This is a genomic window from Blastococcus sp. HT6-4, assembly GCF_039679125.1.
GTDB lineage: Bacteria > Actinomycetota > Actinomycetes > Mycobacteriales > Geodermatophilaceae > Blastococcus > Blastococcus montanus.
This window is the reverse complement of the sequence record NZ_CP155551.1, coordinates 3748053-3774089: the sequence shown is the minus strand read 5'-3', so window position 1 is coordinate 3774089 and position 26037 is coordinate 3748053. Positions and strand designations below refer to the sequence as shown.

General features: G+C 75.0%; 32 protein-coding genes and 1 pseudogene. 27 read left to right on the top strand and 6 right to left on the bottom strand.

Features of this window, described 5'->3' with window-relative positions; genetic code table 11:
* Window positions 1-13 precede the first annotated feature (13 nt).
* From map to truA, 10 genes and pseudogenes are all read left to right on the top strand, one after another.
* Window positions 14-817, top strand: a complete 804-nt coding sequence (gene map / locus ABDB74_RS17990; RefSeq protein WP_346620128.1) for a type I methionyl aminopeptidase — start codon at window positions 14-16, stop codon at window positions 815-817.
* A 236-nt stretch (window positions 818-1053) separates the two neighbouring features.
* Window positions 1054-1275, top strand: coding sequence for a translation initiation factor IF-1 (gene infA, locus ABDB74_RS17985; protein WP_012950459.1), 222 nt, complete (start codon window positions 1054-1056; stop codon window positions 1273-1275).
* Window positions 1276-1348: 73 nt separating this feature from the next.
* Window positions 1349-1462: a 50S ribosomal protein L36 gene (rpmJ, locus tag ABDB74_RS17980; RefSeq protein WP_012950458.1), complete on the top strand. Its 114-nt coding sequence runs from the start codon at window positions 1349-1351 to the stop codon at window positions 1460-1462.
* 14 nt (window positions 1463-1476) lie between these two features.
* A complete protein-coding gene (gene rpsM, locus ABDB74_RS17975; protein ID WP_104527727.1) occupies window positions 1477-1857 on the top strand; it encodes a 30S ribosomal protein S13 in 381 nt (126 codons plus the stop codon).
* A 99-nt stretch (window positions 1858-1956) separates the two neighbouring features.
* Entirely contained in the window at window positions 1957-2364 is a 408-nt protein-coding gene (gene rpsK, locus ABDB74_RS17970) for a 30S ribosomal protein S11 (protein WP_014377968.1), read from the top strand.
* Window positions 2365-2399: 35 nt separating this feature from the next.
* Window positions 2400-3026 (top strand): 30S ribosomal protein S4, encoded by a 627-nt coding sequence (gene rpsD, locus ABDB74_RS17965; protein WP_346620127.1) that lies wholly within the window; start codon window positions 2400-2402, stop codon window positions 3024-3026.
* 106 nt (window positions 3027-3132) lie between these two features.
* The gene (locus tag ABDB74_RS17960) at window positions 3133-4209 is read left to right on the top strand and encodes a DNA-directed RNA polymerase subunit alpha (protein WP_346620126.1); all 1077 of its coding nucleotides are present in this window, start codon (window positions 3133-3135) and stop codon (window positions 4207-4209) included.
* Between the two features lie 160 nt (window positions 4210-4369).
* Window positions 4370-4717, top strand: a pseudogene (gene rplQ / locus ABDB74_RS20755) (50S ribosomal protein L17); the annotation flags it as partial.
* Between the two features lie 251 nt (window positions 4718-4968).
* Complete coding sequence (locus tag ABDB74_RS17950) at window positions 4969-5343, top strand: hypothetical protein (protein ID WP_346620124.1); 375 nt, start codon at window positions 4969-4971, stop codon at window positions 5341-5343.
* A gap of 7 nt (window positions 5344-5350) precedes the next feature.
* On the top strand, window positions 5351-6214 hold the full coding sequence (truA, locus tag ABDB74_RS17945; protein ID WP_346623913.1) for a tRNA pseudouridine(38-40) synthase TruA: 864 nt from the start codon (window positions 5351-5353) through the stop codon (window positions 6212-6214).
* A 23-nt stretch (window positions 6215-6237) separates the two neighbouring features.
* Here truA and ABDB74_RS17940 read toward each other — a convergent pair whose 3' ends face one another.
* Window positions 6238-6903: an SDR family oxidoreductase gene (locus tag ABDB74_RS17940; protein ID WP_346620123.1), complete on the bottom strand. Its 666-nt coding sequence runs from the start codon at window positions 6901-6903 to the stop codon at window positions 6238-6240.
* A gap of 9 nt (window positions 6904-6912) precedes the next feature.
* Window positions 6913-7503, bottom strand: a complete 591-nt coding sequence (locus ABDB74_RS17935; RefSeq protein ID WP_346620122.1) for an NTP transferase domain-containing protein — start codon at window positions 7501-7503, stop codon at window positions 6913-6915.
* Window positions 7504-7544: 41 nt separating this feature from the next.
* Here ABDB74_RS17935 and fdhD point away from each other — a divergent pair, with 41 nt between their 5' ends.
* Window positions 7545-8372 carry a formate dehydrogenase accessory sulfurtransferase FdhD gene (gene fdhD / locus ABDB74_RS17930; protein ID WP_346620121.1) on the top strand — a complete coding sequence of 276 codons (828 nt, stop codon included), beginning with the start codon at window positions 7545-7547 and terminating at the stop codon, window positions 8370-8372.
* 146 nt (window positions 8373-8518) lie between these two features.
* On the opposite strand, the gene ABDB74_RS17925 is transcribed toward fdhD, so the two are convergent.
* The 3 genes from ABDB74_RS17925 to glp form a co-directional block, all read right to left on the bottom strand.
* Window positions 8519-9016, bottom strand: a complete 498-nt coding sequence (locus tag ABDB74_RS17925) for a MogA/MoaB family molybdenum cofactor biosynthesis protein (RefSeq protein WP_346620120.1) — start codon at window positions 9014-9016, stop codon at window positions 8519-8521.
* On the bottom strand, window positions 9013-9486 hold the full coding sequence (gene moaC / locus ABDB74_RS17920) for a cyclic pyranopterin monophosphate synthase MoaC (protein ID WP_346620119.1): 474 nt from the start codon (window positions 9484-9486) through the stop codon (window positions 9013-9015). The genes ABDB74_RS17925 and moaC overlap by 4 nt, the downstream gene beginning before the upstream one ends.
* 73 nt (window positions 9487-9559) lie before the next feature.
* Window positions 9560-10771: a gephyrin-like molybdotransferase Glp gene (gene glp / locus ABDB74_RS17915; protein WP_346620118.1), complete on the bottom strand. Its 1212-nt coding sequence runs from the start codon at window positions 10769-10771 to the stop codon at window positions 9560-9562.
* A 52-nt stretch (window positions 10772-10823) separates the two neighbouring features.
* Between glp and ABDB74_RS17910 the strand changes: the two genes are divergently transcribed.
* From ABDB74_RS17910 to tsaD, 16 genes are all read left to right on the top strand, one after another.
* Window positions 10824-11804: a PfkB family carbohydrate kinase gene (locus tag ABDB74_RS17910; protein WP_346620117.1), complete on the top strand. Its 981-nt coding sequence runs from the start codon at window positions 10824-10826 to the stop codon at window positions 11802-11804.
* A gap of 18 nt (window positions 11805-11822) precedes the next feature.
* Window positions 11823-12311, top strand: a complete 489-nt coding sequence (locus ABDB74_RS17905; RefSeq protein ID WP_346620116.1) for a carbonic anhydrase — start codon at window positions 11823-11825, stop codon at window positions 12309-12311.
* A 146-nt stretch (window positions 12312-12457) separates the two neighbouring features.
* Window positions 12458-12901: a 50S ribosomal protein L13 gene (gene rplM, locus ABDB74_RS17900; RefSeq protein ID WP_346620115.1), complete on the top strand. Its 444-nt coding sequence runs from the start codon at window positions 12458-12460 to the stop codon at window positions 12899-12901.
* On the top strand, window positions 12898-13317 hold the full coding sequence (gene rpsI, locus ABDB74_RS17895; protein WP_346620114.1) for a 30S ribosomal protein S9: 420 nt from the start codon (window positions 12898-12900) through the stop codon (window positions 13315-13317). Before rplM ends, rpsI begins: the two co-directional genes overlap by 4 nt.
* An 11-nt stretch (window positions 13318-13328) precedes the next feature.
* Window positions 13329-14669 (top strand): phosphoglucosamine mutase, encoded by a 1341-nt coding sequence (gene glmM / locus ABDB74_RS17890; RefSeq protein ID WP_346620113.1) that lies wholly within the window; start codon window positions 13329-13331, stop codon window positions 14667-14669.
* Window positions 14670-14750: 81 nt separating this feature from the next.
* On the top strand, window positions 14751-16628 hold the full coding sequence (gene glmS, locus ABDB74_RS17885; RefSeq protein WP_346620112.1) for a glutamine--fructose-6-phosphate transaminase (isomerizing): 1878 nt from the start codon (window positions 14751-14753) through the stop codon (window positions 16626-16628).
* A 141-nt stretch (window positions 16629-16769) separates the two neighbouring features.
* Complete coding sequence (locus tag ABDB74_RS17880) at window positions 16770-17156, top strand: holo-ACP synthase (RefSeq protein WP_346620111.1); 387 nt, start codon at window positions 16770-16772, stop codon at window positions 17154-17156.
* Complete coding sequence (locus tag ABDB74_RS17875; RefSeq protein WP_346620110.1) at window positions 17153-18619, top strand: NAD(P)H-hydrate dehydratase; 1467 nt, start codon at window positions 17153-17155, stop codon at window positions 18617-18619. Before ABDB74_RS17880 ends, ABDB74_RS17875 begins: the two co-directional genes overlap by 4 nt.
* Window positions 18616-19752: an alanine racemase gene (alr, locus tag ABDB74_RS17870; protein ID WP_346620109.1), complete on the top strand. Its 1137-nt coding sequence runs from the start codon at window positions 18616-18618 to the stop codon at window positions 19750-19752. Before ABDB74_RS17875 ends, alr begins: the two co-directional genes overlap by 4 nt.
* Window positions 19752-20927 (top strand): alpha/beta hydrolase, encoded by a 1176-nt coding sequence (locus ABDB74_RS17865; protein ID WP_346620108.1) that lies wholly within the window; start codon window positions 19752-19754, stop codon window positions 20925-20927. Before alr ends, ABDB74_RS17865 begins: the two co-directional genes overlap by 1 nt.
* A gap of 17 nt (window positions 20928-20944) precedes the next feature.
* On the top strand, window positions 20945-21583 hold the full coding sequence (locus ABDB74_RS17860; RefSeq protein ID WP_346620107.1) for a uracil-DNA glycosylase: 639 nt from the start codon (window positions 20945-20947) through the stop codon (window positions 21581-21583).
* Window positions 21580-22032 carry a tRNA (adenosine(37)-N6)-threonylcarbamoyltransferase complex ATPase subunit type 1 TsaE gene (gene tsaE, locus ABDB74_RS17855; RefSeq protein WP_346620106.1) on the top strand — a complete coding sequence of 151 codons (453 nt, stop codon included), beginning with the start codon at window positions 21580-21582 and terminating at the stop codon, window positions 22030-22032. The genes ABDB74_RS17860 and tsaE overlap by 4 nt, the downstream gene beginning before the upstream one ends.
* A 74-nt stretch (window positions 22033-22106) precedes the next feature.
* Entirely contained in the window at window positions 22107-22631 is a 525-nt protein-coding gene (locus ABDB74_RS17850; protein ID WP_346620105.1) for a GNAT family N-acetyltransferase, read from the top strand.
* 6 nt (window positions 22632-22637) lie between these two features.
* Window positions 22638-23273: a tRNA (adenosine(37)-N6)-threonylcarbamoyltransferase complex dimerization subunit type 1 TsaB gene (tsaB, locus tag ABDB74_RS17845; RefSeq protein ID WP_346620104.1), complete on the top strand. Its 636-nt coding sequence runs from the start codon at window positions 22638-22640 to the stop codon at window positions 23271-23273.
* Window positions 23270-23749: a ribosomal protein S18-alanine N-acetyltransferase gene (gene rimI, locus ABDB74_RS17840; protein ID WP_346620103.1), complete on the top strand. Its 480-nt coding sequence runs from the start codon at window positions 23270-23272 to the stop codon at window positions 23747-23749. The genes tsaB and rimI overlap by 4 nt, the downstream gene beginning before the upstream one ends.
* The gene (tsaD, locus tag ABDB74_RS17835; protein WP_346623911.1) at window positions 23749-24783 is read left to right on the top strand and encodes a tRNA (adenosine(37)-N6)-threonylcarbamoyltransferase complex transferase subunit TsaD; all 1035 of its coding nucleotides are present in this window, start codon (window positions 23749-23751) and stop codon (window positions 24781-24783) included. The genes rimI and tsaD overlap by 1 nt, the downstream gene beginning before the upstream one ends.
* Here tsaD and ABDB74_RS17830 read toward each other — a convergent pair.
* A complete protein-coding gene (locus ABDB74_RS17830; RefSeq protein ID WP_346620102.1) occupies window positions 24773-26008 on the bottom strand; it encodes a THUMP-like domain-containing protein in 1236 nt (411 codons plus the stop codon). The genes tsaD and ABDB74_RS17830 overlap by 11 nt on opposite strands.
* Window positions 26009-26037 lie beyond the last annotated feature (29 nt).

Here is a 26037-nt window from a genome sequence, read left to right as displayed (position 1 = left end):
GTGGAGTGGACGCATGATCCAGATCAAGACACCGCACGAGATCGAGCTCATGCGTGGCGCCGGACTCGTGGTCGCCGGCGCCATCGCGGCCGTTCGCGCCGCGATCCGGCCGGGGGTGACCACCGGGGAGCTCGACGCCATCGCCGAGGACCACATCCGCAGCGCGGGCGCCGTGCCGTCGTTCCTCGGCTACCACGGCTTCACCGGCAGCATCTGCGCGTCGATCAACGACGAGATCGTCCACGGCATCCCGCACGGGAGCCGCGCGCTCGCCGCGGGGGACAACATCTCCATCGACTGCGGCGCCATCCTGCAGGGGTGGCACGGTGATTCCGCGGTGACCCTCACGGTGGGGGAGCCCTCGGCCGAGGACGCGGCGCTCATGGCGGTCACCGAGCGGTCGATGTGGGCGGGGCTCGCCCGGGCCGTCGCCGGTGGCCGGCTCACCGACATCAGCTCCGCGGTGGAGCAGGTCATCCGCGCCGAGGACCACCCCTACGGCATCGTCGACCACTACGGCGGGCACGGCATCGGCACCGAGATGCACCAGGACCCGCACGTGCTGAACTACGGACGCCCCGGCCGCGGGCCCAAGCTGGTCGCCGGGCTGGCGCTGGCCATCGAGCCCATGGTGACCGTGGGCGACCCGGCGACGGTGGAGCTGGAGGACGGCTGGACCGTCGTCACCAAGGACGGCTCCCGCGCGGCCCACTTCGAGCACACGGTCGCCATCACCCCCGAGGGGCCGTGGGTCCTCACCGCCGAGGACGGCGGGGTCGCCGGGCTCGCCCCGTTCGGCATCACCCCGCGCACCTGAGTGCTCGCTGTCACCCATCCGTCTCCGGAGGCGGGTTGGTGACTGGTCGGGCATCGGGGTACGATCTTCTGTGGCGCTAGCGCCGTTCCGTGGTCGTGCTGTGGCCGCATGATCCGGAACGCCCTCTGCGAGAGCGTCAGCACCACCTGTTCTGCAATCTCCGAGCGCGTCCAGCCGGGTCCCGGCGCGGGCGCACGAGGATCCAGTACCACCGAGTCAAGGAGTGCGGGTCGGGCATGGCGAAGAAGGACGGGGCCATCGAGGTCGAGGGTCGCGTCGTCGAGCCGCTGCCCAACGCGATGTTCCGGGTCGAGTTGCAGAACGGGCACCGGGTGCTCGCCCACATCAGCGGCAAGATGCGGCAGCACTACATCCGCATCCTGCCCGAGGACCGCGTGGTCGTGGAGCTCTCGCCCTACGACCTGACCCGCGGTCGCATCGTCTACCGGTACAAGTAATCGCCCGGACCGCGTCGTGCCGTTGGGCAGCGCGGGACCGGCACACGATCGACAGGAATGAGGGGCGGCACCGGTGAAGGTCCAGCCGTCGGTGAAGAAGATCTGTGACAAGTGCAAGGTGATCCGCCGGCACGGCCGGGTCATGGTCATCTGCGACAACGCCCGGCACAAGCAGCGCCAGGGCTGAGGGAGTACCTGAACATGGCACGACTGGCTGGCGTCGACCTGCCCCGCGAGAAGCGGATGGAGATCGCGCTCACCTACATCTATGGCATCGGCAAGCACCACGCCAAGGAGACCCTGGCCGCGACGGGCGTCAGCCCGGACCTGCGCGCCAAGGACCTCAGTGACGAGGACCTGCTGAAGCTCCGTGACTACATCGACGAGCACTTCCGCGTCGAGGGTGACCTGCGCCGCGAGGTGGCCGCCGACATCCGTCGCAAGGTGGAGATTGGCTGCTACCAGGGTCTGCGGCACCGCCGCGGGCTCCCGGTGCACGGTCAGCGCACGAAGACCAACGCGCGCTCGAGCAAGGGCCCGCGCAAGACCATCGCCGGCAAGAAGAAGGCCGGCAAGAAGTAAGCCGCGAGAGCGCGTCGCCGCAGATCCCGTGAGGGGGGAGCGTCGGCGCGCACGCGTGCTGCCTCTCTAGGCCACGAAGAGAAGGAATCCGACAGACACATGCCTCCCAGGGCTCGCGCCGCGGCCGGCGCCAAGAAGGTCCGCCGCAAGGAAAAGAAGAACGTCGCTCACGGTGCTGCGCACATCAAGAGCACGTTCAACAACACGATCGTCTCGATCACCGACCCCAACGGGAACGTGATCAGCTGGGCCTCCGCCGGCCACGTCGGCTTCAAGGGCTCGCGCAAGTCCACTCCCTTCGCCGCGCAGATGGCCGCCGAGAACGCGGCCCGCAAGGCGCAGGAGCACGGCATGCGCAAGGTGGACGTCTTCGTGAAGGGTCCCGGCTCCGGCCGCGAGACCGCGATCCGCTCGCTCCAGGCCACCGGCCTGGAGGTGGGCCAGATCCAGGACGTCACCCCCCAGCCGCACAACGGCTGCCGCCCCAAGAAGCGCCGCCGGGTCTGACCGGCCACCGCTGAGACGAACGAGGAGTACCTGACGTGGCCCGCTACACCGGAGCCGACTGCCGCCTGTGCCGGCGCGAGAAGATGAAGCTGTTCCTCAAGGGCAGCAAGTGCGAGTCCCCGAAGTGCCCGATCGAGATCCGGCCCTACCCGCCGGGCGAGCACGGCCGGGGCCGCAGCAAGGACAGCGAGTACCTGCTGCAGCTGCGTGAGAAGCAGAAGGCCCGCCGCATCTACGGCGTGCTGGAGAAGCAGTTCCGCGGCTACTACGAAGAGGCGAACCGCAAGACGGGCAAGACCGGTGAGGTCCTGCTGCAGATCCTCGAGTCGCGGCTGGACAACGTGGTCTACCGGGCCGGCTTCGCCGAGTCCCGCGACATGGCGCGCCAGCTGGTGCGCCACGGCCACATCCGGGTGAACGGCCGCAAGGTCGACATCCCGTCCTACCGGGTCAGCGAGAACGACATCATCGAGGTGGCCGAGAAGTCGCGCACGATGCTGCCGTTCGAGATCGCCCAGGCGCGCGCCGGCGAGCGTCCCGTGCCGGCGTGGCTGGAGGTCATCAGCAGCCAGCTGCGCGTGCTCGTGCACAGCATCCCGGCCCGCCAGGTGATCGACACCCCGGTCCAGGAGCAGCTGATCGTCGAGCTCTACTCGAAGTAGGCACCACAGCACCACCGGCTCCGGCGGGCGGACAGATGCCCGCCGGAGCCAGCACCACCCCTCACGGCGTCATATGGCGGGTGCCGGAGGACCTCAAGGAGAAGCAATGCTCATCGCACAGCGCCCCACGCTGACCGAGGAGACCATCTCGGAGCAGCGCTCGCGGTTCGTCATCGAGCCGCTCGAGCCGGGTTTCGGCTACACCCTCGGCAACTCCCTGCGGCGCACGCTGCTGTCGTCCATCCCCGGTGCGGCGGTCACCAGCATCCGCATCGAGGGCACCCTGCACGAGTTCACCACCGTGCCGGGCGTCAAGGAGGACGTCACCGAGATCATCCTCAACCTCAAGGGCCTGGTCGTCAGCTCCGACTCCGACGAGCCGGTGACCATGTACCTGCGCAAGCAGGGCCCCGGTGAGGTGACCGCCGCGGACATCGCTCCGCCGGCCGGCGTCGAGGTGCACAACCCCGAGCTGCACATCGCCACCCTGAACGGCAAGGGCCGGCTGGAGATCGAGCTGGTCGTCGAGCGCGGTCGTGGCTACGTGCCCGCCCCGCAGAACAAGCAGCCCGGCCAGGAGATCGGTCGGATCCCCGTCGACTCGATCTACTCCCCGGTCCTCAAGGTGACCTACGCGGTCGAGGCGACCCGTGTCGAGCAGCGCACCGACTTCGACCGCCTCGTGGTCGACGTCGAGACCAAGCCGTCGATCGCGCCGCGCGACGCTATCGCGTCCGCGGGCTCGACGCTGGTGGAGCTGTTCGGCCTCCTGCGCGAGCTGAACGTCGACGCCGAGGGCATCGAGGTCGGGCCCAGCCCGGCCGAGGCCGCCGACATCGCCAACTTCTCGATGCCGATCGAGGACATGGACCTCACCGTCCGGTCCTACAACTGCTTGAAGCGCGAGGGCGTGCACACCGTCGGTGAGCTCGTCACGCGGTCCGAGGCCGACCTGCTCGACATCCGGAACTTCGGGGCCAAGTCGATCGACGAGGTCAAGATGAAGCTGGCGGCCATGGGCCTCGCGCTCAAGGACAGCCCGCCCGGGTTCATCCCCACCTCGATCGAGAGCTACGACGAGGGCTACGAGACCGACGCCTACCAGGGCACCGGCGAGTACGCCGCGGGCTACGAGCAGGCGCAGTACGACGAGGGCTCCTACCAGGAGACCGAGCAGCTCTGACCGGTGCGGGCCGGACGGCGGGGAGCACCCGCCGTCCGGCCCGGCCGCGGAGCGCGCGACACTGACGCGCCGAGCAGTGCAGCACCACCGCAGTACGGACGACAGCAGCATCACGGATGCAGCCGGCAGCGAGCGCCCGGCCGCCTGAGGAAGGACCGACATGCCCACCCCCACCAAGGGCCCCCGTCTCGGCGGGTCCCCCGCGCACGAGCGGCTGATGCTGGCCAACCTGGCCACCTCGCTGTTCGAGCACGGGCGGATCACCACGACCGAGGCGAAGGCCAAGCGGCTCCGTCCGCTGGCCGAGAAGCTGGTGACCTTCGCCAAGCGCGGTGACCTGCACGCCCGTCGTCAGGTCATGACGACCATCCGTGACAAGGACGTCGTCCACACGCTGTTCGCCGAGATCGGTCCTCGCTTCGAGAACCGTCCCGGCGGCTACACGCGCATCACCAAGGTGGGTCCCCGCAAGGGTGACAACGCCCCCATGGCGGTCATCGAGCTCGTCGACGCGCTGACCGTCGCTCAGCAGGCCGTCGGCGAGGCCGAGCGCGCCCGTGGCACGACGTTCGCCAGCGGCGCCGGTGCGGCGTCCGCGGCGGGCGAGGTGACGGCGGACGCGGTCGAGACGCCCGAGGACACCACCGTCGAGGAGACCGCCTCGGACGAGACGGCGGCCGCGCCGGCCGCCGATGAGGCCGTCGCCGAGGACACCGACGCCGAGGCGCCCGCCGCCGACGCCGAGGGCACGGACGCCCGATGAGCGAGCCCCAGGACGTCCCGGGCGCGGGCGCGGCCGGCGTGTCCGCCGGTGGCGGCGACCAGGGGGCCACGTTCGAGGGCGAGACCACGGGCCCCGGCGGCGACACCTCCCCGGCCGTGACCGACGGCAGCGTCACCGACGAGGCGCAGGAGATCGTCACCGACGTCTTCAACCCCGACGGTGACCGGCAGGACGACGCCGACGTGACGCCCGAGCCCGAGCGGCAGAACGCCGCCGTCGTCGAGGACCCGGTGCTCTCGCCCGAGGTCGCCCGCGCGGCGGCGGCGGAGATCGAGGCCGCCGAGCTCGGCGACGCCGCGACCGCCAGCCAGCAGTACCAGGGCGGCGACGCCGCGCCCGACCCGAAGTGAGCGGTCGCTGACCGAGCACGACCACCGTGACGAGCCCGCCACCGATACCGGTGGCGGGCTCGTCCGTCTCCGGCTGGCGGTCCAGTACGACGGTACGGCGTTCCACGGCTGGGCCCGCCAGCCCGCGCAGCGCACCGTGCAGGCCGAGCTGGAGCAGGCGCTGGCCACCGTGCTGCGCCACGACCTCGACCTGACGGTCGCCGGCCGCACCGACGCCGGGGTGCACGCCACCGGCCAGGTGGTGCACTGCGATCTGCCCCGCGCGGTCTGGGAGGAGCACGCAGCCAGGCTGGTCCGCCGGTTGCGGGGCGTCCTCCCGCGCGACATCGCCGTGCCCCGGGCGCAGGAGGCGCACCCGTCGTTCGACGCCCGGTTCGGGGCGCTGGCCCGGCACTACGTGTACCGGCTGTCCGACGACCCGGCCGGCCCGTCGCCGCTCCGGCGTGCGGACACGGTGGCGTGGCCCCGCCGCCTCGACGCCGCGGCGATGGACCTCGCGGCCGGGCTGCTGCTCGGGCAGAACGACTTCGCCGCCTACTGCAAGCGCCGCGAGGGCGCGACGACGATCCGCACCCTGCTCCGGCTGGCCGTCGCCCGGCAGACCGAGGACGACGGCTCGGAGACCGTGCGGATCGACGCCTCGGCCGACGCGTTCTGCCACTCGATGGTCCGCAGCCTCGTCGGCGGGCTGATCGCCGTCGGTGAGGGGCGGCGGCCGCTGGACTGGCCCGCGAGCCTGCTCAGCCGCACGGAGCGGGCCGGTGAGGTGCCCGTGGCGCCGGCGCACGGGCTGACGCTCGTGGCCGTGGACTACCCGGCCGACGCCGAGCTCGCCGCCCGCGCGGAGGTCACCCGCGCCCGCCGGGCCTGAGGCGCGGCCCGGCCGGCAGGGGCTCAGGGCACCGAGGCGACCGCCTCCTCCACCGGGGTCTCGCCGGCGACCAGCTCCACCACGGCGCCGTCGCGCGGGGAGTCGAGGAAGGCCAGCAGGACGGCGGCGACATCGTCCCGGGGGATCTCCCCGCGCTCGACGTGCCGGGCGAGGGTGACCCGACCGGTGCCGGGTTCGTCGGTGAGGCCGCCCGGCCGCAGGACCGTGACCGCGAGCCCCGGGCGGGCCAGCAGGTTCTCCTCCGCGGCGAGCTTGGCCCGCAGGTACGCGACGAACACCTCGTCGACGCCGTCGGGGGTCGCGCCGTCGGCGACGAGGTCGGCGCCCATGGAGGAGACCAGGAGGTAGGGGCGGACCCCGGCCCGCTCCGCGGCGTCGGCGAGCAGCACCGCCGCGCCGCGGTCGACGGTGTCCTTGCGTTCGGGGCCGCTGCCGGGGCCGGCACCGGCGGCGAACACCACGCCATCGGCGCCGGAGACCACCTCCGCGACCTCGTCGACCGAGGCCGACTCGAGGTCGAGGACCACCGGCGTCACGCCATCGGACTCGAGGTCGGCCCGGTGGTCGGGATTGCGGACGAGGCCGAGGACGGTGTCGCCGCGGCCGGACAGCAGGCGGCCGAGGCGGCGGGCGACCTGCCCGTGGGCCCCGGCGAGGACGATGCGCATGTCCCGGCCCTACCCGGCCGTGCGGGCGGCTACCTCCCGGGCGCGGGCCAGCTCCTCGGGGGTGTCGCAGTCGAGCCACGGCGGCACCTCGTCGGGAGCCACCGGCGGCCGGTGGCGGTCGACGGCGAGGCCCGCCACCGCCCGGTGCAGCGCCCCCGGGCCCGCCGGGTCCCGCACCGCATCGCGGAGGGCCGCGGTGCGCCACACGCCCAGCAGCAGCTGGTCCCGGCCGGTGTCGTCGACGACCAGGACGCCGTCAGCCCGCAGCCGCCGGCGCAGCGCACCGATCACGGCGCCGGTCACGAACGGCAGGTCGCCGGCGAGGACGGCGACGACGTCGGCGTCCACCCGCGCCAGCCCGGCCCGGAGGGCGGCCACCGGGCCGCCCCCGGGTGGGTCCTCCCGGGTGAGCACCACGTCGGGCGGGGCGGGCTGCGGGGGCCCGACCACCACGCGCTGAGCGGCGTCGTCCACGGCGGTGAGCACGGCCGCGAGCATGGTCCGGCCCCCGACCGTCAGCTGGGGCTTCGCCCGCCCGCCCAGCCGCGCGCCCCGGCCGCCGGCCAGTACCACGGCGGCGTACGGCGGGAGCTCCTCCATGGCAGCACCGTAGGCCGCCGCAGGTGGGTACCGTCCACGCCGTGGGACGAGTCACCAGCCGCACCCCGGTGCTGCGCATCCGCGGTCAGCAACGCACCACCCGGCCCGACGCCGTCGCGGCGGAGGAGCCGCTGGAGATCCGGCTCGGCGGTACCGCCCTGGCGATCACCATGCGCACGCCGGGTGACGACTTCGACCTGGTGCACGGTTTCCTCGCCACCGAGGGCGTCATCCGGGGGGCCGACGAGGTCGCGGGCCTGCGGTACTGCGACTCCGTGGACGCCGACGGCCGCAACACCTACAACGTCGTCGACGTCGACCTCGCCCCCGGGGTGCCGATGCCCGACACCGGGCTCGAGCGGAACTTCTACACGTCCAGCTCGTGCGGGGTGTGCGGCAAGGCCAGCATCGACGCCATCCGGACGAAGACCGCGTTCGATGTCGCCGCCGACCCCGTGCGCCTCCCGCTGGAGGTGCTCCTGGCGCTGCCGGACCGCCTGCGGGCCGCCCAGCAGGTCTTCGACAAGACCGGGGGACTGCACGCCGCCGGGCTCCTCACGACCGACGGGGACCTGGTCGCGGTCCGCGAGGACGTGGGCCGGCACAACGCCGTCGACAAGGTGATCGGGGACGGCGTCCGTGCCGGCCGGCTGCCCCTGGCCGGCCACGTGCTGATGGTCAGCGGCCGCGCGAGCTTCGAGCTGACCCAGAAGGCGGCGATGGCCGGCATCCCGGTGCTCGCCGCGGTGTCGGCGCCGTCGTCGCTGGCCGTGGAGCTCGCCCGCGAGGTGGGCATCACCCTGGTCGGCTTCCTCCGCGGCGACGGCTGCAACGTCTACACCCACCAGGAGCGGATCCTGCTGGACTGAACCACGCCGCCTCAGCAACGTGAGCCGCCCTGCGAGGCGACCGGAGGAGTGGGGGCCGGAGGCTCCCGCGACGCAGGGGAGGACACGCTCAGCGCACCAGGGGAACGGCACCTGGCCGCGGTGCGGTCCGGAGGACCGCGATGTGCTCAGACATGGTCGCCGCCACGGAGCTGGCTGACGACGTGGGGGAGCAGTGGCCCGAGCACGGCCAGCCCGTCCTTCACCCCGCCGGTCGAGCCGGGCAGGTTGACGATCAGCGTGCGGGCCGCCGTGCCGGCCACCCCGCGGGAGAGCACCGCCGTCGGCACACCGTTGTCGGCCCCGTAGCGGCGGACGGCGTCGGCGAGGCCCGGTGCCTCGCGTTCCAGCACCCGGCGGGTCGCCTCGGGCGTGACGTCGCTGGGGGAGAGGCCGGTGCCGCCGGTGGTGACGACGACGTCGACGCCGAGGTCGACCGCGGCCCGCATGACCGCCTCCAGCTCGTCGGGGTCGTCGGGGCGCACGTGCGGCCCCTCCACGGCGAAGCCCAGTGCCGCCAGACCCTCGGCGAGGGCCCGGCCACTGCGGTCGTCGTAGATCCCGGCGTAGGCCCGGTTGGAGGCGGTCAGCACGAGCGCACGGGCGCCCGGGGGCAACTCGCTCATCGGGCCCAGTCCCCGCTCTTGCCGCCGCTCTTGCGGAGCAGCCGCACGTCGGTGATCGACGCCCGCGGGTCGACGGCCTTGACCATGTCGATCATCGTGAGCCCGGCGACGGTGACCGCGGTGAGGGCCTCCATCTCCACGCCCGTGCGGTCGGCCGTCCGGGCCGTGGCGGTGATCTCGACGGTGTCGTCGGTGACCTCGACGTCGACCGTGACGCCGTGCAGCGCGATGGGGTGGCACAGCGGCACGAGGTCGGGCGTGCGCTTGGCCCCGGCGATGCCGGCGATGCGGGCGACGGCCACCGCGTCCCCCTTCGGCACCCCCTTCCCGCGGAGCAGGCCGACGACCTCGGCGCTCACGAGGACCCGGCCGGCGGCCGTGGCCTCCCGGGCGGTGACGGCCTTGGCGCTGACGTCGACCATGCGCGCCGCGCCGGTCTCGTCGACGTGGGTGAGCCGGGGTTCCGTCACTTCGTCCTCCTCGCTGGCGCTCGTCGGGCTCGTTCCTCGGTCACTGTGCCCATGCGTGAGCTCGCACGCTCGCTCATCGGAGCGCTCCTTCGATCAGCACGACCTGCACCTCGGCGCCGGCGGGCAGTTCGGTGACGTCCTCGGGGACGGCCACCAGGCAGTTGGCGCGGGCCAGGTGGGCGACCAGGTGCGACCCCGGCCCACCGACCTGCGAGACCTCGCCGCCGTCGTAGCGGCCGCGCAGGAACTGGCGGCGGCCCGCGGGCGAGCGCAGCGGCGCGGTCAGTCGGGCGGGGACGCGGAGCCGGTCGGGGGAGGCGTGGCCGAGCGCACGGCGCAGCGCCGGTCGCACGAACACCTCGAAGGACACGAAGGCGCTCACCGGGTTGCCGGGCAACGTGACCACGGGGACGCCGTCGACGGTGCCGGCGCCCTGAGGACCGCCGGGCTGCATCGCCACCTTGCCGAACTCGACCGTGCCCAGCGTCCCGAAGGCGTCCTTCACCACCTCGTAGGCGCCGGCGCTCACCCCGCCGCTGGTGATGAGCAGGTCGGCCGTCGTCAGCTCGGCCCGCACCGTGGTGAGGAACTGGTCGACGTCGTCGGGGACGAAGTGCAGCCGGCGCGGGATGCCGCCGGCCTCCTCGACCGCCGCGGCGAGCAGCGTGGAGTTGGACTCGTAGATCTGCCCCGGGGCGAGCTCCTCCCCGGGGGCGACGAGCTCGCTGCCCGTCGACAGGACGAGCACCCGGGGGCGTCGGCGGACCGGCAGCTCGGTCACGCCCACGGCGGCGGCCAGGCCCAGTTGCGACGACCCGAGGGGTGATCCCGCGGTGAGCGCGACGGTGCCCGCCGCGATGTCCTCGCCGGCACGGCGCAGATGGCTGCCGGCCGGGGGGCAGTCGCTGATCAGGACGACGTCGGTGCCGCCGTCGGTGAGCTCCACCGGGACGACGACGTCGGCGCCCGGCGGCAGCGGCGCGCCGGTCATGATGCGGTGCACGGTGCCCGGCGCCAGCGGGACGACGTCGGTGCGGCCGGCGGGGATGTCCTCGGCCACCGGCAGCCGCACCGGGCTCTCCGAGGCCCGTCCGACCTCCGCCCACCGGGCGGCGTAGCCGTCCATCGCCGAGTTGTCGAAGCCGGGCAGCGGCACCTGCGCGACCACGTCGCGGGCCAGCACCCGTCCGTGCGCGGCCGCCAGCGGCACCGACTCCTCCGCGAGCGCGGGCAGCAGGGCGCTCACCACCGCCTGGTGTTCCTCGACCGTGCGCACGGGGCACATCCTCGCTGATCGCCGGCCGGGTGGCGCCGGGGACCGACCGTGAGGAGGGTGGATGGCCGACGTCGTCGTGCTGGGTCAGATCGGCCGCGACCTGGTGCTCCGGATGAGCGGGCTGCCCGCGGCCGGGGGCTCGGTGGCGGCCTCGGGGCGGCGGGAGCTGCTCGGCGGCAAGGGCGCGAACCAGGCGGTGGCCCTGCGCCAGCTCGGCGTCCCGGTCGCGCTGGTGGGCGTCGTGGGCGACGACGACGCCGGTCGTGACGTGCTGGCGCAGGCCGCCGCCGACGGGATCGACGTCTCCTCGGTCGTTCCCCGCGCGGGCGCCGAGACCGCCCTCCTGGTGGACCTGGTCGAGGACGGTGGACGCCGGCGGCTGGTCGAGCACGTGCCGCCCGACGTGCACCTGACCGCCGATGACGTCGCCGGCGCGGGCGGGCAGCTGGCCGCCTGCCAGGTGCTGAGCCTGCAGCTGCAGCAGCCGGGCGCAGCGGTGCGGGCGGCGCTGCAGCGGGTGCCGGGGACCGCCGTCGTGGTGGCCGACGGCGCCCCGGAGGACGCGGAGACGCGGGCCGCGGTGCTGGCGCGCGCGGACGTCGTCCGGGCGAACGCGGCCGAGGCGGCGCAGCTGGTCGGCCGGGAGCTGCCGGACGTGGCCGCCGCGGGCGAGGCGGCCGCGGAGCTGCTGACCGCCGGTCCGCGGCTGGTCGCGCTGGCCGTGGGGGAGGCCGGGGACCTGGTGGCCTGGCGGGCGGGCCCGGCGCTGGGCGTCGCGGCGACGGAGCTGGAGGCCGACCCGCGGTGGGCCGACGGCGAGGTCGTCGTCCCGCTGCTCGGGGAGGCGCCGGTGGACCCCACCGGCGCCGGCGACGTCTGGGTCGCCGCCCTCACCGCCACGCTGCTCGGGGGCGCGGCACCCGAGGACGCCGCCTGGGTGGCCGCGGCCGCCGCCGCCGGGACGGTCGCGCACGCCGGTGGGCGGCCGGAGCTGGATGCGGCCACGCTCGGCGAGGTGGTCCGGCGGCACCGCTCCGGGTGAGCCGGTTATCGTCCGGCCGTGGCTGAGATCGATCGGATGCTCGAGGCGAACGCGGCGTGGGCGGAGCAGGCGCCCGGCGACGGCGGACCGGCCCGCCCGGCCCGGGGCGTGGCCGTCGTGGCGTGCATGGACGCGCGGATGGACGTCTACCGGCTCCTGGGCCTCGCGCCCGGGGAGGCGCACGTCATCCGCAACGCCGGCGGGGTGGTGACCGACGACGTGCTCCGCTCGCTGGCCATCTCCCAGCACGTGCTCGGCACGCGCGAGGTGCTCCTGGTGCACCACACCCGCTGCGGCCTGGCCGGAGCCGACGAGGCCGCCTTCGCCGAGCAGGTGGAGCAGGCGACCGGGCAGCGGCCCCCGTGGCCGATGCGCGCCTTCGCCGACGTCGACGACGACGTCCGCGAGTCGATCCGCCTGGTGCGCGAGAGCGCGTACCTGCTCGCCGCCGAGGTGCGGGGCACGGTCTACGACGTCGACACCGGGCGGCTGCGCGAGGTCGTCTGAACGCGGGCGGGAGACCGCCCCGGCGCTGCTGGTATCGTGCTCGGTTGGCGCGTGTGCCGGCTGGTGCCGCGCGTGCAGATCCGTCTCCCGTGCTCGGTGAGGCGATCCCACCAGCCATCCCGACGACGACGGAGGACACGAGCGCCGTGCGCACGTACACCCCCAAGCCCGGCGAGGTCGCCCGGGCCTGGCATGTCATCGACGCCACCGACGTGGTGCTCGGTCGACTGGCCAGCCAGACCGCGCAGATCCTGCGCGGCAAGCACAAGCCCCAGTACGCCCCGCACGTGGACGTCGGCGACTTCGTCGTCATCGTCAACGCCGGCAAGGTCGCCCTCACCGGGTCCAAGCGGGAGGACAAGGTCGCCTACCGGCACTCCGGTCACCCGGGCGGTCTCAAGACCACCAACGTCGGCGACCAGCTGCGCACGCACCCCGACCGCGTCATCGAGCGCGCGATCAAGGGCATGCTGCCGCACAACAGCCTCGGCCGGCAGATGCTCAAGAAGCTGAAGGTCTACGCCGGCCCGGAGCACCCGCACGCCGCGCAGCAGCCCCAGACCTACGAGATCAAGCAGGTGGCCCAGTGACGAGTGCACTGACCGTGACCGACGCCGAGGGGCGTCCGGTCCAGACCGTCGGCCGGCGCAAGGAGGCAGTCGTCCGCGTGCGGCTGCTGCCCGGCACCGGCCAGTTCAAGCTCAACGGCCGCACCCTCGAGGAGTACTTCCCGAACAAGGTGCACCAGCAGCTCATCCGCGAGCCGTTCGTGACCCTCGAGAAGGGCGAGCAGTACGACGTCGTCGGCCTGCTCAAGGGTGGCGGCGTCACCGGCCAGGCCGGCGCGCTGCGCCTGGCGATCGCCCGCGCTCTCATCGAGATCGAGGCCGAGGACCGCCCGGCCCTCAAGAAGGCCGGCTTCCTGACCCGTGACCCCCGGGTCAAGGAGCGCAAGAAGTACGGGCTCAAGAAGGCCCGCAAGGCGCCTCAGTACTCCAAGCGCTGACCGGTACGTCCGTGGGTCGCCTCTTCGGGACCGACGGCGTCCGGGGTCGGGCCAACTCCGACCTCACGCCGGAGCTGGCCCTCTCGGTGGCACGTGCCGCCGCAGGCGTGCTCGCCGACCGCGACGGGACCTCGCGTCCCGTCGCGGTCGTCGGCCGCGACCCCCGAGCCAGCGGGGAGATGCTCGAGGCCGCGGTCGTCGCGGGTCTCACGAGCGCCGGAGCCGAGGTGCTCCTCGCCGGGGTGGTCCCCACGCCGGCGCTGGCCTGGCTGACCGGCCGGAACGACGCCGACCTCGGCGTCATGATCTCGGCCAGCCACAACCCGATGCCCGACAACGGCATCAAGCTCTTCAGCCGGGGCGGCCACAAGCTGCCCGACGCCGTCGAGGCCGCGGTCGAGCAGACCGTCGCCTCCGGCTCCTCGGACGGGCACCGCCCCACCGGGAACCTCATCGGCCGTGTCAGCGCGCTCGCCGACGGCACCGACGCCTACGTCGAGCACCTGCTGTCGACCGTGGACCGGCCCCTGACCGGTCTCTCCGTCGTCGTCGACGCCGCCCACGGTGCCGCCGCCACCGCCGCGCCGGAGGTCTACCGCCGCGCCGGGGCCACCGTCCACTCGATCGGCTGCGACCCCGACGGCTGGAACATCAACGACGGCGTCGGCTCCACCCACCTGGGGCCGCTGGTCGAGGCCGTCCGCGAGCGCGGCGCCGACATCGGCATCGCCCACGACGGCGATGCCGACCGCTGCCTGGCCGTGACCGCCGCCGGGGAGGTCGTCGACGGCGACGCCATCCTGGCGGTGTGCGCGCTGGCCCTGCACGAGCGCGGGGCCCTCAAGTCCGACACCGTCGTCGCCACGGTGATGAGCAACCTCGGCTTCCACCACACCATGCGCGACGCCGGCATCTCGGTCAGCACCACCGCCGTCGGCGACCGCTACGTGCTGGAGGCCCTGCGCGCCGCCGACCTCAGCCTCGGCGGGGAGCAGAGCGGGCACCTGGTGTTCCTGGAGCACGCCACCACCGGGGACGGGTTGCTCACCGGCCTGGCCCTGCTGTCCCGCATGGCCGCGACCGGCGCCTCGCTGGCGGAGCTCACCTCCGTGGTGCAGCGGTTGCCGCAGGTGCTGGTCAACGTCCCGGTCCACGACCGGCTCGCGGTCGCCGAGAGCGAGGAGGTCGCCGCCGCCGTCAACGCGGTGGAGGCGGAGCTGGGCGAGTCCGGCCGGGTGCTGCTGCGGCCGTCGGGCACCGAGCAGCTGGTCCGGGTCATGGTCGAGGCGCCCACCCAGGAGCAGGCCGACGCCGTGGCCCGGCGCCTCGCGGCCGTCGTCGCCGCGGGCTGACCGCCGCCCCGGCTCACCCGTCGGGGTCCGTCGGACCCGCGCGGGTCCGATCGCGGGGCCGCTCCCGGTACCCTCGGTGCAATGTGCGGCATCGTGGGTTACGTCGGTCCGCAGGACGCCCTCGGCGTCGTTCTGGAGGGGCTGCGCCGGCTCGAGTACCGCGGGTACGACTCCGCGGGCGTCGCCGTCGTCTCCGGCGGTGAGCTGAGCACGGCGAAGAAGGCCGGCAAGCTGGCCAACCTGGAGAAGGTGCTGGCCGACCAGCCGTTGCCGGAGGCGACGATCGGGATCGGGCACACCCGCTGGGCCACCCACGGCGGGCCCACCGACCGCAACGCCCACCCGCACGTGTCCGCCGACGGCTCGGTCGCGGTCATCCACAACGGGATCATCGAGAACTTCGCCGCGCTGCGCGTCGAGTGCGAGACCGCCGGTGTCGAGTTCGCCTCCGAGACCGACACCGAGGTCGTGGCGCACCTGCTCGCCGCCGAGTACGCGGCCACCCCGGACGGGCCCGGGCGGCTGGCCGAGTCGATGCGCGCGGTCTGCCAGCGGCTGGAGGGTGCCTTCACGCTGGTGGCCACGCACGTCGCCGAGCCCGACACCCTGGTGGCCGCGCGGCGCAGCAGCCCGCTGGTGGTCGGCATCGGGGAGACGGCCGACGGTGCCGCCGAGTACTTCCTGGGCTCCGACGTCGCCGCGTTCATCGGGCACACCCGGGAGGCCCGCGAGCTGGGCCAGGACCAGGTCGTCGAGATCGACCGCACCCGCGGGCTGACCGTCACCGGCTTCGACGGCACGACGGTCGAGCCCACGGCCTACACGGTCGACTGGGACGCCGCAGCCGCCGAGAAGGGCGGCTACGACTGGTTCATGCTCAAGGAGATCGCCGAGCAGCCGCAGGCGGTCGCCGACACCCTGCTGGGCCGCCTCGCCGAGGACGGCGAGCTGGTGCTCGACGAGGTCCGCCTGTCGGACCAGGAGCTCCGTGACATCGACAAGATCTTCGTCGTCTCCTGCGGCACCTCCTACCACGCGGGCCTGATCGCCAAGTACGCCATCGAGCACTGGACCCGCATCCCCGTCGAGGTCGAGGTGGCCAGCGAGTTCCGCTACCGCGACCCGGTGCTGGACCGGTCGACGCTGGTGATCGTCATCAGCCAGTCCGGGGAGACCATGGACACCCTGATGGCGCTGCGGCACGCCAAGGAGCAGAAGGCCCGCGTCCTGGCGATCTGCAACGCCAACGGCTCGACCATCCCGCGCGAGTCCGACGCCGTCCTCTACACGCACGCCGGCCCCGAGATCGCCGTCGCCTCCACCAAGGCGTTCCTCAGCCAGATCGTCGCCTGCTACCTGGTGGGCCTGTTCCTGGCCCAGGTCCGCGGGATCAAGTTCGAGGACGAGGTCGCCGCCATCGTCGACGACCTGCGCCGGCTGCCGGAGGCCGTCGCGACGGTGCTCGAGCAGATGGAGCCGGTGCGCGCCCTGGGCCGGACGCTCGCCGGCGCGGACACGATCCTGTTCCTGGGCCGCCACGTCGGGTTCCCGGTGGCGCTCGAAGGCGCGCTGAAGCTCAAGGAGCTGGCCTACATCCACGCCGAGGGCTTCGCCGCCGGCGAGCTCAAGCACGGGCCCATCGCCCTGATCGACCAGGGCACCCCCGTGGTGGTGGTCGTCCCCTCGCCCCGCAGCCGCAACTCGGTGCACAGCAAGGTGGTCTCCAACATCCAGGAGGTCCGGGCCCGCGGGGCGCGCACGATCGTCATCGCCGAGGAGGGCGACGACGACGTCCTGCCCTACGCCGACCACGTCATCCGGGTGCCGCGCACGCCGACCCTGCTCGCGCCGGTGGTCACCACGGTGCCGCTGCAGGTGCTGGCCTGCGAGATCGCCGACACCAGGGGCTACGACGTCGACCAGCCCCGCAACCTGGCCAAGAGCGTCACCGTCGAGTGAGCCCGTCGATGATCAGGTGACCTGATCATCGAGCGTCCTCCCGCACCGCCGACGCCGAGGGAGGACGCCGCCAGTTGAGGGAGGACCAGCTTCCCCGGAGCCCGGGCGGCGATCCGGACGGTCGCGCGGCAGACTGGCCGGGTGATCATCGGGGTGGGGATCGACGTCGTGCCGGTGGACCGTTTCGCGGAGTCGCTCGCCCGCACGCCGGGGCTGCGGAACCGCCTGTTCACCGCCGACGAGCAGCGCACACCCTCGGGCAGCCCGCGGACCGGCGAGTCGTTGGCCGCCCGGTTCGCCGCCAAGGAGGCGGTGGCCAAGGCCCTCGGAGCGCCGGGTGACCTGCACTGGCACGACGCCGAGGTCACGGTCGGCGACCACGGTCGTCCGCACCTGGAGGTCCGCGGGTCGGTGGCCGGCCGGGCGGCGCAGCTGGGCGTCACCGCCTGGCACGTCTCGCTGAGCCACGACGGCGGCATCGCCTCGGCGGTCGTCGTCGCCGAGGGCCTGGGGCGGAAGCCGGCGTGATCGGGCTGCACACGGCCGCCGAGGTCCGCGCCGCCGAGGCCCCGCTGCTGGCCGCCCTGCCCGAGGGCGCGCTGATGCAGCGCGCCGCCACCGGCCTGGCGACCGTCTGCCTGCGCCTGCTCGGCCGCCCGTACGGTGCCCGCGTCGTCCTGCTCGTGGGTGCCGGGAACAACGGGGGTGACGCCCTGATCGCCGGCGCGCAGCTCGCCCGCCGGGGTGCGCGGGTCCACGCCGTGCTGCTGGAGCCCGGTCGGGCCCACCCGGCCGGGCTGGCCGCTTTCCGTGGTGCGGGCGGGCGCACCGTGTCCCCCGGGGCGGGCGGCCCGCTCCTCGACCGCGCCCACCTCGTGCTCGACGGCATCGTGGGCATCGGCGGATCGGGCGGGTTGCGGCCCCCGGCCGCCGAGCTCGCCGGGCGGGCGGCCGCCGGTCCGGCGCTCATGGTCGCCGTCGACGTGCCGAGCGGGGTGGACGCCGACACCGGCGCGGTCGAGGGCGCGGCCTTCCCGGCCACCCACACGGTCACCTTCGGAGCGGTCAAGCCCGGCCTGGTCGTCGGGGACGGGCGGGGCCACGCGGGCGAGGTCCACCTGGTGGACATCGGGCTGGGTGCCGTCCTGCCGTCCCCGGGAGCCCAGCAGCTCACCGACGCCGACGCCGCGGCCCGCCTTCCCGTCCCGGACGCCGACGACGACAAGTACTCGCAGGGCGTGGTCGGCGTCGTCGCCGGCTCGGCCACCTATCCGGGGGCCGGCGTCCTGTGCACGGGCGCCGCGCTGCGGACCCGGCCGGGCCTGGTGCGCTACGCCGGGACGGCGGCCGACGGGGTGCGCGCCGCCTGGCCGGAGGCGATCGTCACCGCGGGCCGGCCGGGTGACGCGGGGCGCGTGCAGTGCTGGGTGGTGGGCCCGGGCATGGGCACCGACGACGACGCGCGGAGCGTGCTGGCCGAGGTGCTCGCCACCGACCTGCCGGTGCTCGCGGACGCCGATGCGCTCACCATGCTCGCCCGTGACCAGGACCTCGTCCGCGGCCGCCGGGCACCCACGGTGCTCACCCCGCACGACCGGGAGTTCGCCCGGTTCGGGGAGGAGGTCGGCCCCGACCGCATCGGGGCCGCGCGCCGGCTGGCCGCCGGCCTGGGCGCCGTCGTCCTGCTGAAGGGCGAGGCCACCGTCGTCGCCGACCCCGACGGCACGGCGTTCGTCAACGCCACCGGCACCCCGTGGCTGGCCACCGCCGGCACCGGGGACGTGCTGTCGGGCATCGCCGGCGCGCTGCTGGCCAGCGGCCTGCCGGCCGCGGAGGCGGCCGCCGTGGCCGCGCACGTGCACGGCCGGGCGGGGCAGCTCGCCGCCGCGCGGGGGCCGTTGCTCGCCGGCGACCTGGTGCGGCGCCTCCCCGAGGCCGTGTACCGGGTGCGTGGGGTCCGGGCCGAGCACCTGCCAGACTCGGAGCCGTGACGAACGGGACCGGGGCCGAGGTGGTCGTCGACCTCGACGCCATCGCCGCGAACACCGCGGTGCTGCGGGAGCGGGTCGGCCGCCCGCTCATGGCGGTGGTCAAGGCCGACGGCTACGGGCACGGTCTGGTGCCGGCGGCGCGGGCGGCGCTGGCCGGCGGGGCCGACCAGCTGGGCGTCGCCGTGCTGCACGAGGCGCTGGCCCTGCGCGCGGCCGGGGTCACCGCGCCGGTGCTCGCCTGGCTGAACGGGCCCGGCGCCGACTTCGCCGCGGCGCTGGAGGCCGACGTCGAGGTCTCGGTCAACGACCTCCGGGGCCTGGCCGATGTGGTCGCGGCCGCCCGGGCCACGGGCCGCACCGCCCGGCTGCACCTGTGCGTCGACACCGGGCTCTCCCGCGAGGGCGCGGCCGTCGCGGACTGGCCGGACCTGGTCGCCGCGGCGGCGCGGGCCCGGGCGGACGGCGACGTCGAGGTCGTCGGGCTGTGGAGCCACATGGCCTACGCCGACGCGCCGACCCACCCCACGATCGGCGCGCAGGTACGGGTGTTCGAGGAGGCCGTCGCGATCGCGCACGCCGCCGGGCTCACCGGGGCCCGCCGGCACCTGGCCAACTCCGCGGCCACGGTGGCGCTGCCCGAGACCTGGTTCGACATGGTGCGGCCCGGCGTCGCCGTCTACGGGCTCGACCCGCTCGGCGGGAACGCCGCCGACCACGGCCTCCGTCCGGCGATGACAGTGCGGGCCGGGGTGGCGCTGACCAAACGGGTGGCGGCCGGTGCCGGCGTGTCCTACGGGCACACCTACGCGACCCCGGCCGAGACGACGCTGGCGCTGGTGCCGGTCGGCTACGCCGACGGGGTGCCCCGGGCCGCCGGCAACCAGGCCCCGGTGCTCGTGGCCGGGGCGCAGCGCACGATCGCCGGCCGGGTGTGCATGGACCAGTTCGTCCTCGACGTCGGCGACGCCACGGTGGCGGCCGGCGACGAGGTGGTGCTCTGGGGGCCGGGCGACCAGGGTGAGCCCACCGCCCAGCAGTGGGCCGACGCGACCGGCACCATCCACTACGAGCTGGTCACCCGCATCGGCGGCCGGTTCGGCCGCCGCTACGTCGGCTCGGCGGGAGCCGTCTGATGGCGCGCGCACGGCCGGCCGCCGGCAAGCACCCCCGCGGGCACACCGCCGGGGTCCTCGGCGCGGTCGTCGGCCTGGCCGCCGCCGGCACCGCGGCCGGGGTCGCCGTCAGCCGGATCGCCGCGCGGCGGGTCCGGGCCGCCGAGCTCGGGCCGGCCGCCGAGATCGCGCAGGGCCTGACCGAGGCGCAGCTGCGCCACGCCGATCCGCTCGGCGCCGACGCCCGCCCCGCCGACCGCACGGCGCTGGTCCAGGCCGACGACGGCGTCCTGCTTGCCGTGGAGGAGATCGGCCCCCGGGACGCCCCGCTGACCGTCGTCTTCGTGCACGGCTACACGCTCTCGATGGCCTCGTGGGCGTTCCAGCGACGCACGCTGGCCGCCGAGCTGGCCACCGCCAACGGGCACCGGCCCCTGGCCCGGCTGGTGTTCTACGACCAGCGCGGCCACGGATCGTCCGGCCGGGGGCCGTCCGAGAACTCGACCATCGAGCAGCTCGCCCGCGATCTCGTCGCGGTCCTGGATGCCCGGGTTCCCCGTGGCCCGGTCGTGCTGGTCGGGCACTCCATGGGTGGCATGACGATCATGGGGGCGGCGGCGCTGCGGCCGGAGCTGTTCGGTACCCGGATCGCCGGAACGGCGCTGATCTCCACCTCCAGCGGGAACCTGGCCGAGCTGGACTTCGGCCTCCCCGAGCTGCTCACCCGGGTGCGCTCGGCGGTGCTTCCGGTCGCGGCGTGGACGATGCGGCGGCGTCCGGCGTTCGCCGAGCGCACCCGGCGCGTCGCCGCCGACCTGGTGTCCGCCGCGACCCGTTCGCTGTCGTTCGGCTCGGCCGACGTCGACCCCGCGCTGAGCCGGTACGTGGACGCGATGATCGCCGGCACCCCGGTCGACGTCATCGCGGAGTTCTACTCGGCGCTGGCGGGTCTGGACGAGACCGGGCGGCTGGAGCCGCTGCGCCGGGTCCCGACGCTGGTCCTCACCGGCGACGAGGACAAGATGATCCCGAAGGGGCACAGCGACCTGATCGTGGAGCGGTTGCCGGATGCCGAGTACGTCGTCGTCCCCGGGTCCGGGCACATGGTCACGCTGGAGGCGCCGGACGAGGTGAGCCGCGCGCTCACCGGCCTGCTGCGCCGCGTGGCGGCCGCGCGGGCGGCGACCCCGGACTAGCTCGCTAGGGTGCGCAGGTGGCCGCACCCCGCCCGCCGAGGCTCGACGCCGCCGCCGACGAGGTGGCCCGCACGGCTGCGGCCGCCCCCGACTGGGCGGCCCTGGCCACCGCGGCACGTGGCTGCCTGGCCTGCCCAGAGCTCGCGGCCGCCCGGCAGCACGTCGTCATCGGGGACCTCCCGCGCAGCGGCCGGGCCCGGTTCGTGCTGGTGGGCGAGGCGCCCGGCGCGACCGAGGACGAGACCGGCCGGCCGTTCGTCGGGAAGTCGGGGGCGCTGCTGGACCAGTTGCTGGCCGAGGCCGGGCTGTCGCGGACCGAGGCGGCCGTGCTCAACATCGTGAAGTGCCGGCCGCCGGGCAACCGCACGCCGAAGGCGCCCGAGGTGGCGCGGTGCAGCGGCTGGCTCCGCCGCCAGCTGGAGCTCCTCGACACCCCCGTCGTCGTGGCGCTCGGGCTCTCCTCGGCCAAGTGGTTCCTCGGCCCGCGCACGGTGCTCGGCGCGGTCCGCGGGCGTCCGCACGACGTCGACGGCCGCGCCGTCTGGGCCACCTACCACCCGTCGGCCGCCATCCGGTTCGGTCCGAACGGCGCCCCCCGCGCGGGGCTGCTGGCCGATCTGACCGCCGTCGCCGGGTCGCTGGAGGAGGTCGCGTGAACCGCGAGCACGTGCTGCCCGAGCTCGCCGACACCCACGCCCTGGGCGAGGCGCTGGCCGTCCTCGCGCGCCCCGGTGACCTGCTGGTGCTCGTCGGTCCCCTGGGCGCGGGCAAGACGGCCCTCACCCAGGGCATCGGCGTCGGGCTCGGCCTCCGGGAGCCGGTCACCTCGCCCACGTTCGTCATCGCCCGGGTGCACCGCGGCGGTCGCATCCCGCTGGTGCACGTCGACGCCTACCGGCTCGGTGGCCACGCCGACGTCGACGACCTGGACCTGGATGCCTCGACCGACGAATCGGTGACCGTCGTCGAGTGGGGGCAGGGGCTGGTCGAGCAGCTGGCCGACGAGCACCTCGAGGTGCGGCTGGACCGGCGCGAGGACGACGTCCGCACGGCCCTGCTGGTGCCGCACGGCCCCAGCTGGGCGGCCCGGCTCGACGGGAGCTGAGCGCCGGGAGCAGCCGGTTGCCGAGGACTCCGGGACGTCGGTGCAGCGGGCGGGTCGTGGCTAGTCTTCCGCCCGTGGGCCGCCGGGTGGAGCTGGTCGCGCTGAGCCCGACCGCGCTCCGCGCGCTCGCCGTCGGGGACCTGACCGCGGCCGAGGCGGCAGCCCCGGTGCCCCTGAGTCCCTACCTCGCCGGCGACGAGTGCCGCTGGGTCTGGGGCGTCCGGGCCGAGCAGGTGCTCGCGGACCCGTCCAGCGCACCCTGGATCACCCGGGTGGTCCACGACCCGGAGCGGCAGTTGTCCGTCGGCCGGGCCGGGTTCCACGGCCCGCCGGACGCCGCGGGCATGGTGGAGGTCGGCTACTCCATCGATCCGGCGCACCGGCGGCAGGGGTACGCGCGAGCGGCGCTGCGCGCCCTGCTGGCGTGGGCGGCCGACGAGCCGGCGGTGACCACCGTGCGCGCCTCGGTCGCGCCGTCGAACACGGCATCCCTGGATCTGGTGCTCGCCGAGGGGTTCGTGGCCGTCGGCGAGCAGGTCGACGAGGAGGACGGTCTCGAGATCGTCCACGAGGTGGCCGCCGGCACTCGCCTACGCTGATCGGTCGTGCTGGTCCTCGCGCTCGACACCGCCACCCCGACGCTCGTCGCCGGCCTGGCGCGGTGGTCGGCCGACCACGGCACCACGGTGCTCGCCGAGCGTGCCGTCCCGTCGGGGACGAAGCACGCCGAGCTGCTGACACCCGCGGTCCAGGGCGTGCTCGCCGACGCGGGCCTCGCGCTCGCCGACCTCGAGGCGGTCGTCACCGGTCTCGGGCCCGGGCCGTTCACGGGGCTCCGGGTCGGTGTCGTCACCGCCGCCGCACTCGCCGACGCCCGGGGCCTCCCGGTGGTCGGGGTGTGCTCCCTGGACGCCGTGGGGTCCGGCGCCCGCACGGTCGTCACCGACGCCCGGCGCAAGGAGGTCTACTGGGCCGCCTACGACGCGAGCGGGGCGCGCACCGAGGGGCCGGCCGTCGTCCGGCCGGAGGAGCTCGGGCTGCCGGGGCCGTTCGTCGGCGACCCGGCGTTCGCCGCGCGGCTGGGCGCCGACGTGCGCGCGGCGGACGTGACCACCGAGGGGCTGCTGCGCGCCGCCGGTCCCCAGCTGGCCGACCCGTCGTCGGCCGCGCCCCTGGTGCCGCTGTACCTGCGCCGTCCGGACGCGGTGCCGCCGACGTCGATCAAGCCGGTGACGCAGTGACCCGGCTCCGGCCGATGCGGCTGGCCGACCTGCCGGCGGTGATGGCGCTCGAGGAGGAGCTCTTCGCCCCCGACACCTGGACGGCGGCGATGTACCGCGACGAGCTGGCGCAGACCGACACCCGCCACTACCTCGTGGCCGACGACGACGACGGCGCCGTCGTGGGCTACGCCGGGCTGATCGCCTACGACGACGAGGCGCACGTCGCCACGATCGGCGTCACGGGGGCGCGGCAGGGCCGGGGCCTCGGTGCCCTGCTGCTCGACGCCCTCCTGGCCGAGGCCGACCGGCGGCGCAGCCCCGTGGTGCTGCTGGAGGTCCGCGCCGACAACGACGTCGCCCAGGGGCTCTACCGGCGGCGCGGGTTCACCGAGATCGGCCGGCGCCCGAAGTACTACCAACCGAGCGGCACCGATGCCGTGGTGATGAGGCGGGAGCGCCCCGCGGGAGCGACCCGGGACGGAGAGAAGCCGTGATGCAGGAACCGGTCGTGCTCGGCTTCGAGACCTCGTGCGACGAGACGGGCGTGGGCATCGTCCGCGGGCACACGCTGCTCGCCGACGCGCTGGCGACCTCGGTGGCCGAGCACGAGCGCTTCGGGGGCGTCGTCCCGGAGATCGCCTCCCGCGCGCACCTGGAGGCGATGGTGCCCACCGTGCACCGCGCCCTGGCCGACGCCGGCCTCCGGGCCTCCGACGTCGACGCGGTGGCGGTCACGAGCGGCCCGGGGCTGACCGGGGCCCTGCTCGTGGGCGTCGCCGCCGCGAAGGCCTACGCGCTGGCGCTGGGCAAGCCGCTGTACGGGGTCAACCACCTGGCCGCGCACGTCGCCGTCGACGAGCTGCAGCACGGGCCGCTGGCCGAGCCATCGATCGCGATGCTCGTCTCCGGCGGCCACAGCTCGCTGCTGCTCGTGCCGGACCTGGCGCAGGAGGTGCAGTCGCTCGGCCGCACCATCGACGACGCGGCCGGCGAGGCGTTCGACAAGGTCGCCCGCGTGCTGGGCCTCCCGTTCCCCGGCGGCCCGCCGATCGACCGGGCGGCCCGCGAGGGCGACCGGGCGGCGATCGCGTTCCCCCGCGGGCTCACCGGCCCCCGGGACCCGGTCTACGACTTCTCGTTCTCCGGCCTCAAGACCGCCGTCGCGCGGTGGGTGGAGGCCCGGGAGCGCGCCGGGGAGTCGGTGCCGGTCGCCGACGTCGCGGCGTCGTTCCAGGAGGCGGTGGCCGACGTGCTCACCGCCAAGGCGGTGCGCGCCTGCCGCGACCACGGGGTCGACCACCTGGTGCTCGGCGGGGGAGTGGCGGCCAACTCCCGGCTCCGTGCGCTCGCCGAGGAGCGCTGCGCGAAGGCCGGCATCGTGCTGCGCGTGCCCAGCCCCAAGCTGTGCACCGACAACGGCGCGATGGTGGCGGCGCTGGGGTCGCGGCTGGTCGCCGCCGGCGTCGCGCCGTCGGCCCCCGACCTGGGCGCGGACAGCTCGCTGCCGATCGACGTCGTCAGCCGCTGACGTCGCACACCAGTGCGGTCGGGTTCCCGGCGACGCGGGTGACGACGACGGTCGCCGTCCCGGGGGCGTCGGTGCGCACCTGGCGGGCGAGCGTCTCCGGCTCGATCGCCGAGCCGCGCTTCTTCACCACCACGCGGCCGACCCCGCGCTCGCGCAGCAGCGCCTTGAGCTTCTTGAGGTTGAACGGCAGGACCTCGTCGACCCGGTAGGAGCTGACCCAGGGCGATCCGGCACGGGCGTCGGAGCTCAGGTAGGCGATCGTCGGGTCGATCAGCGTCGCGCCCAGGTCCGCGGCCACCAGTGACATCAGTCCCGACCGGATGGCCGCCGGATCGGGCTCGTGCAGCCATCCGCGCACCGGCCCGGTGGGGGCCGGGCCGGGGTCGGCGTCGGCGGTCAGCTCGTGCACCTCGCCGTCGCCGACCAGGGTCGCCCGCCGCCACGTCGAGGACACCGCGCGGCCCCACAGCAGCGCCTCGACGATCGACCCGCCGACCGACACCCACTCCGCCTCGACGCCCTCGGGCACGCGGTCGTGGTCGAGCCCCGGGGCCACCTTCACCACGCACGTCGGCACCCGGTCGAGCAGCAGTGCGACGGTCGACCACGGGGGCGACCAGCGGTCGGGGTCCATCAGCCGCTGCCCGCCGGCGCGGCGGGCGGGGTCCAGGACGGCGGCGCCGCAGCCGGCCACCTCGCCACCGCGGGCGGCCGCCACGAGCTCGACCGCGTCCCCGGCGACGACCCAGACGTCGTCGGAGACCCCGAGCGCCTCGACGTTGGCGGCGGTCAGCTCGCGGGCGACCGGGTCGAGGTCGACGGCGAGCACCCGCGCACCGGCGCGGGCGAGCGCGATCGTGTCGGTGCCCGCGGCGCACCCGAGGTCGGCGACGGAGTCGGCGCCCCCGGCGAGCAGCCGGGCCGCGCGCCGGGCGGCGAGCTCGGGACGACCGGCCTGCTCGAGGGTGTCGCCGGTGAACAGCAAGCGGTCCGCATCGGCCCCGAACGTCGCCCGTGCCTTCTGCCGCTGGCGGGCGATGCCCCACGCCGGGCCGGCGAGGTCCGCGCCCACCTCGGCGCGCAGCCGCGTCAGCGCGGCCACCGCATCGACCCCCTCGGCCAGCAGCGCCGCCGCGCGCGCCAGCGCCGCCGCGCCCTCCGGGGTCGTCAGCGCGCGCAGCTGGCGCACCGTCTCGGCGGTCTGCTCCTCGGATGGCCGGTCCACCGGGACAGCGTGGCGTACGGGCCGGTCCG